This window comes from Paenisporosarcina sp. TG-14, from assembly GCF_000297555.1.
GTDB classification, from domain to species: Bacteria; Bacillota; Bacilli; order Bacillales_A; family Planococcaceae; genus Paenisporosarcina; species Paenisporosarcina antarctica.
In genome coordinates, this window is record NZ_AMGD01000085.1 from 1 (window position 1) to 6,214 (window position 6,214).

Annotated in this window: 9 protein-coding genes; 7 read left to right on the forward strand and 2 right to left on the reverse strand. The window is 33.6% G+C overall.

What is annotated here, in order from left to right; all coding sequences use genetic code 11:
* Nucleotides 1-495 carry a GNAT family N-acetyltransferase gene (locus C406_RS0117780; RefSeq protein ID WP_017382010.1) on the reverse strand — a complete coding sequence of 165 codons (495 nt, stop codon included), beginning with the start codon at nucleotides 493-495 and terminating at the stop codon, nucleotides 1-3.
* A 94-nt stretch (nucleotides 496-589) separates the two neighbouring features.
* On the opposite strand from C406_RS0117780, the gene C406_RS0117785 reads away from it, so the two are divergent.
* Complete coding sequence (locus C406_RS0117785) at nucleotides 590-1,039, forward strand: GNAT family N-acetyltransferase (protein WP_017382011.1); 450 nt, start codon at nucleotides 590-592, stop codon at nucleotides 1,037-1,039.
* Nucleotides 1,040-1,131: 92 nt separating this feature from the next.
* Nucleotides 1,132-1,452: a hypothetical protein gene (locus C406_RS19750; RefSeq protein ID WP_017382012.1), complete on the forward strand. Its 321-nt coding sequence runs from the start codon at nucleotides 1,132-1,134 to the stop codon at nucleotides 1,450-1,452.
* A 140-nt stretch (nucleotides 1,453-1,592) separates the two neighbouring features.
* Here C406_RS19750 and C406_RS0117795 read toward each other — a convergent pair whose 3' ends face one another.
* A complete protein-coding gene (locus C406_RS0117795) occupies nucleotides 1,593-2,243 on the reverse strand; it encodes a LytTR family DNA-binding domain-containing protein (RefSeq protein ID WP_017382013.1) in 651 nt (216 codons plus the stop codon).
* Nucleotides 2,244-2,325: 82 nt separating this feature from the next.
* On the opposite strand from C406_RS0117795, the gene C406_RS0117800 reads away from it, so the two are divergent.
* The 5 genes from C406_RS0117800 (at nucleotide 2,326) to C406_RS0117820 (ending at nucleotide 6,031) form a co-directional block, all read left to right on the forward strand.
* A complete protein-coding gene (locus tag C406_RS0117800; RefSeq protein ID WP_017382014.1) occupies nucleotides 2,326-3,213 on the forward strand; it encodes a diacylglycerol/lipid kinase family protein in 888 nt (295 codons plus the stop codon).
* Between the two features lie 116 nt (nucleotides 3,214-3,329).
* Complete coding sequence (locus C406_RS0117805) at nucleotides 3,330-4,112, forward strand: helix-turn-helix domain-containing protein (RefSeq protein WP_026045745.1); 783 nt, start codon at nucleotides 3,330-3,332, stop codon at nucleotides 4,110-4,112.
* 182 nt (nucleotides 4,113-4,294) lie between these two features.
* On the forward strand, nucleotides 4,295-5,122 hold the full coding sequence (gene yidC / locus C406_RS0117810; protein ID WP_017382016.1) for a membrane protein insertase YidC: 828 nt from the start codon (nucleotides 4,295-4,297) through the stop codon (nucleotides 5,120-5,122).
* A gap of 51 nt (nucleotides 5,123-5,173) precedes the next feature.
* Complete coding sequence (locus C406_RS0117815; protein ID WP_017382017.1) at nucleotides 5,174-5,419, forward strand: hypothetical protein; 246 nt, start codon at nucleotides 5,174-5,176, stop codon at nucleotides 5,417-5,419.
* A gap of 63 nt (nucleotides 5,420-5,482) precedes the next feature.
* Complete coding sequence (locus C406_RS0117820; protein WP_017382018.1) at nucleotides 5,483-6,031, forward strand: superoxide dismutase family protein; 549 nt, start codon at nucleotides 5,483-5,485, stop codon at nucleotides 6,029-6,031.
* Nucleotides 6,032-6,214: the final 183 nt, after the last annotated feature.

The following is a 6,214-nucleotide window of genomic DNA, read 5'->3' on the forward strand; positions in this document are numbered from 1 at the left end:
TTAAGTGTTAACCGGCGTTTTTAAATTATATACATATTTAGATGTAGATAGCGGATGACCTTCAAAAAATTCATCGAATTCTTCCATACATATGAAATTATTTCGTTCATAAAACGCACGACCTTTTTGGTTGTCACTTTCGACGTAAACCAATAATTGTTGAGCATCTTGAATATTATGCAATCCTTCAGTTAATAATTTCTTGCCATAGCCTAAGTGTTGATGAGAGGGCAAGAGATAAATAGCTGTAAGTTCAACGTCACCATCATTATCAATCCGTGTAAAGTTGGCAAAACCAACGATTTCATCATTATGAATAGCAACATACATGGACGTTTTTTCTAAACGTTTCATCATCATTGCCTTCGAATAAGTTCGCTCAATAAATAAAACTTGAACCTCAATTGGAATAATACCTTCATAAGTATCATGCCAGCTTAGTTTAGCGATTTGCTGTACAGCAGCAATATCGTCTTGTTTCATCGCTCGTATCAAATCGGATCACCTCAAAATTCTTTCCGTCATCATACCAAATATATCGCTAGTATGCTAGACATGTGGAATAATATCCATAAAAGGAGTGATAAATATGTGGAGAATCAAATCTTTTCAAGAGTTAACAACTACTGAGCTTTATACATACTTACGACTTCGGGTAAATGTTTTTATAGTTGAACAATCGTGTCCATATCCCGAGTTAGATGGCTACGATGTGGATTCTTATCACTTCTCCTATATCGAAAATGATGAACTGCTTGCCTACGCTCGAGTCTTACCTTCTGGGGTAAAATATAACTACGTTTCTATAGGACGAGTAATAGTAGACAAAAAATCAAGGGGAAGGGGTCTTGCTAAACAATTAATGGAACAAGCAATTTCATTTATCCATGAAAAGTGGCCGAACGCAGATATTCAATTACAAGCACAGGCTCACCTTAAACATTTTTATGGCTCATTTGGTTTTGAGGCGATATCTGACGAGTATGATGAAGATGGAATCCCGCATGTTGATATGCTAAAAAAAGCAGTTAATTTGTAATCATTTTGTAATAATAAATTAGGATTAAAAATGGAAATAGAGGGTATCTATAAAATAGGTAAAGAATATGACTTATTGGAGGAATGATGAATATGGCAAGAGGAAATAATCGTTCATTACTATTAGCTGGATTGGCAGCAGGTACTTATGCATATTTTAGTAAACAAGAAAATCGTGACAAGGCTATGGTTGCTTTTAATAATACAAAAATAAAAGTGAATTCTTATATTGAATCACAAAAAAATAAAGCGGATATGACTAAAACTGGACATTCAGATCCCCATGATATTGATGACAATAATATGGTAGATGAAGGCGCTATGACGAGTGTTCAATATTATAACGAAGAAGTTCAAGATCAGATGAAAGAAACAGATACAAAAGATATCAAAGATACACCGGTATTTAAATAGAAATCACGACATACAAAAAGGTTGCACTCAAAGTGAGTGCAACCTTTTTTATAAATGAAATTTTTTCGGGATAAGAGAAAGTTAAGTTGTTAAGGATAGAAAATATTTTAAAGCCTCATTTAATAAGTAAAGAAAGCAACTTAAAACCCTAATGCGCGTCTAAAGTAACTAGCATAACGCTGACTGACAGGAATTCTAGTTCCATCTGTCATTTCTAATAAAAAAGTAGAATGGGAGTCAGGTTGAATTTCTTTAATAAATGCAATGTTGACGATATAGGAACGATGGCATCTTATAAATGATTCCGATGATAAAAACAATTCCAACTCACTTAAATTTAATCGATGGAACCCTTCACGAACTTCAGTTTTGACAAATGTTTTTCGTAGTTGAGTCTCTAAAAAGAGAACTTGATTATGTTTAACAGGATACCAATTTTCATCTGTTTTTATTGTCATATATTTACTTAAAAAAGGTGATGGTTGTTGTGGGAAAATAGCTGTCACTGCACCTTTAGTTTCACCTTCTTCTATAATGGGAATACTCATCCCATAGTATGAAACACCAAAAATTTCAGAATTAATAAACTCGTTTACCTTTTGGCCGTAAAGAAGTGCTTTATGTGTAGCGGTACCTTCTTTAACTGGATCACCAGGTAGTATTTTTAAATCAATTTTTTTACTCGGTTGATAATAAACAAATTCAGTAGTATTAGAAATAGCAATAGATGCTTGTTCAGGGAAAAACTCATGAATTACTTTCATAATTTCGTTAATTGAATTTGTGTCCAAAATATTCCACCTCACTTTTTCACAATCATAACTTTTCACTATTTTACCATATAAAACACTCAGTCAGAGGGAGAGTTTTCAATTGAAAAAAGCAATGTTTATATTAAATCCATCATCAGGTAAAGAGTTAGCAGGATCTGTTAAAGACCAAACAGTTGAAACATTAAAAACGATGGGGTATGAAGTAGATGTCAAAGAAACTCAGGGAGAAGGAGATGCGAAAGGTTTTGCGCGTCAGGCATGCGTAGAAAAATATCACCTTGTAATAGCGATGGGTGGCGACGGAACCATTAATGAAGCAGTTAATGGATTAGCGGAACAACAACATAAACCACTTTTCTCAATTATTCCTCTAGGTACTGTAAATGATTTCGCAAGAGCATTAGGTATTTCTTTAGAACCTTCAAAAGCAATAGAGGCCCTTAAAACAGCTAAACCGGTTTTTGTTGATATTGCTAAAGTTCAAAAACAATACTTTATGAATATTTTAGCAGTTGGACAATTAGCAGAAAATGTTTCTCAAGTGTCTGTTGAACAAAAAACTAAACTAGGTGCTTTGGCATATGTAATAGAAGGAGTTAAAGCTTTAACTTCAAATGAAGAAACAGAAATTCTCGTTGAGCATGACCAAGGTACATGGGAAGGTAAATCTGTGCTTGTGTTAGTGGCATTGACGAACTCGGTAGGAGGATTCGAAAAAATGGCTCCTGATGCAAAAACGGATGATGGTTTCCTACATGTCTTTATTGTGAAAAGTGCTGGTATACCAGCTTTTATGCGTATGTCTTTAGCCATGCTGCGAGGAAAGCTTGAAGAAGATTCTGATGTTATTGTGATTAAAACAGAAAAAGTCAGCATTAAAACAACACCTGATATGATTTGCAATATAGATGGTGATGATGGGTGTAGTACGCCTGCTTTAGTCCAGATATTAAAAAGGCATATTGAAGTGCTAATACCAATTGGATAAGACAATCAAGTACTTTTCTTAATAAAAGATAAAAAAAGTTCATGATGTTTTCAAAAACCGAAATTTATATATGGTAAAATAAGCATAGGTTTTTTTGAAGGAAGATGGTGAGTTTGATGAAACTAAATCAATTATCAGATAGTGATTCTATATCCAAAAAGTATATAAGCGAGATTGAAATATTTACTCAGTTGGAGGGAGTAGAAGATTTCTTTGAATTAGAAAATAAACTTTTATATCAAATTCAACAGGTAGAAACGGATCAAGCAAAGAAAACACTACAGCTTCTTATAGAACAAATATCATTAAAAGCAGGGAAGCGAACAATTCGCGCAGTAAAACACTACTTTATTATATTGTCATCAATCATGGCAAGAAAATTATATGAAAATCAAGTGCCATTTAAAAAAACATTTGCTTTTAATACTGCTTGTATTGATATGGTTGATAATCACTTAAATGATGCCTCTTTTCTACAATTTGCAGATGATTTAATCGATTTCTTTGTCTCCGTTATTTCTGAAAGAAAACAACCAACATTTGGTCATCGAACTGTAAATAAAGTAGTTTTATATATTAATGACGAAGTGGAAGCTGAACTTTCAGTAGAAGAAATTGCGAAGTATTTTCAAGTCAGTACGAGCCACTTATCACGAATTTTCCGCGAACATGTAGGTATTACACTTGTTGAATATTTAAATGTCAGACGTGTAGAAGAATCACAATACTATTTACGTCACACAAGTAAAAGTATTTTAGACATTTCAAAACGATATCATTTCTGTAATCAGAGCTATTTCACCCGAATATTCAAGAAGTATACGGAAGTTACGCCTAAACAATTTCGTGATCAAAAGGAACATAAATATTTTCGTTTTGCACTATCTACAACTGTTTAAAAGAGTCGTATATTATGGCTCTTTTTTTATTGATTTGAAAAGTAGTAGGTATATAAGGTATACTTTTCTATGGACTTAAAAAAATATAAAGTTTATAGTAGAAATATTTTTATCGGATTGAAAAGTAGTAGGTAGTAGTTAAGAAATACATTTCTATAGTTTAAAAGATGAAGGTGAATTTAATGAAGAAGAAAATCGGATTAATGTTAATGCTAGTTATGGCTGCTGTTGTGCTAAGTGGATGTTCGGGTGTTGAAAATAAGGAAGGTTATTTCTACAACATTCTTGTAAAACCTTTCGACTTTTTACTTACCTTTTTTGGGGATTTATTTAATGGAAGTTTCGGCTTAGCCATTATCGCGATTACGGTTTTGATCCGAGTTGTGTTAATGCCTTTAATGCTTCGTAACTATAAAACGCAACAAGGCATGAAACTCAAAATGGACTCAATGAAGCCTGAAATGGATGAAATTCAAAAGAAAATAAAAGCATCCAAAGATAAAGAAGAGCAAACGATATTGCAAAAAGAAATGATGGGGCTCTACCGTAAACATAATGTCAATCCTTTAAACATGGGTTGTTTACCAATGGTTATTCAAATGCCAATCATTATGGGTCTTTATTTTGCGATATTATATTCACCAGATGTGAAAAGTCATCAATTTTTGTGGTATAGTCTTGGGTCTCCGGATGTAATAATGACGCTTATCGCAGGGGCAGTATATTTCTTACAAGCGAAAGTTTCTCTATGGACCGTACCTGAGCAACAAAAACAACAAATGAAAATGTTTATTTACATTTCACCTATCATGATTATGTTCGTTTCGTTTACATCTATGTCGGCTCTCCCACTTTACTGGACAATTGGTGGTTTATTATTGATATTCCAAACCTACCTAGGACGTAAGTTTTATTCCAATCATCCAGAAATAGCATTAGAAGGTAATGGAGAAACATCAATAGAAGAAACAGCAGAAAAAACAACAGAAAAAACAACAGAAAAAAAATAACAGAAAGTCGGTGCGTTTTTAGCACCGACTTTTTTAAAAGGAGCTACAAAGATGAATCGAAAGGGGATTGCTGGACTACTAATAGCATCCGTAAGTATAGCAGCATTGATCTTTATTATTAAAGGAGATTTATATATTGCTGTGTTGTTTATGACTGCGCTATTTGCTTTAACTAATGGCTTTCGAGCTATTAGTTTTAAAGAAAAAGGATATGAACGTGAATCTAAATGGATGAAATGGATGTCTATTTTCTTTGCAGCCATGTTTATTGTCGTTCTTTTGGTAATTATTGTTTAAGGTATAAATGACCAAATTTAAGCCATCATGTTAATGAGAAATCATTTTCATGGAGGTTTTTTTGTGAATAAATGGATGATGATAGTATGTGTCATGTTAATGGTAACAGGCTGTAGCCAACAAAAAGAGTTATTTCCAGTTAGTGGTCAAGTTGAGTATTCGCTTGAAACGACAATTGTGGATTCTACTGGTAAGGGAATAGGAATAGCAGAATTAACAGAAACAGATACAGGAGTGAGAATTTTATTGCAACTGAAAGGATTAAAACCGGGAGAAAAAGCCATTCATTTTCATGAAGTAGGGAAATGCGAACAGCCTGATTTTAAAACAGCAGGTGGTCATTTCAATCCCACTAAAAAGCAACATGGTTTTTATAATCCGAAAGGGTATCACGGCGGCGACCTTCCAAACTTGAAAGTGAAAAAGGATGGAGAAGTAGACTTAGAAATTACAACTCCGAATGTAACTCTTGAAAAAGGAAAGCCAAATTCTTTACTTGATAAGGATGGAAGTTCCATAATTATTCACGAAAGTGCAGACGATTACGTAACTGATCCTTCTGGAAATTCAGGAGATCGAATTGCATGTGGAGAAATAATAAAAAACAAGTAGCCATTAACGGAGGTTGTACAATATATGACGTTGGTGAAATAAAATCCCCTTCTCGATAAAACAGGAGAAAGGGATGGAATTTTACTAATGTCATTTTTTTATAAATATCTATGAAACTAAAAAAATCCTGATACACGCTGATTTCCGTTCCGAGCGGACGCGTTCCGCGGGGCGTTCGATGAG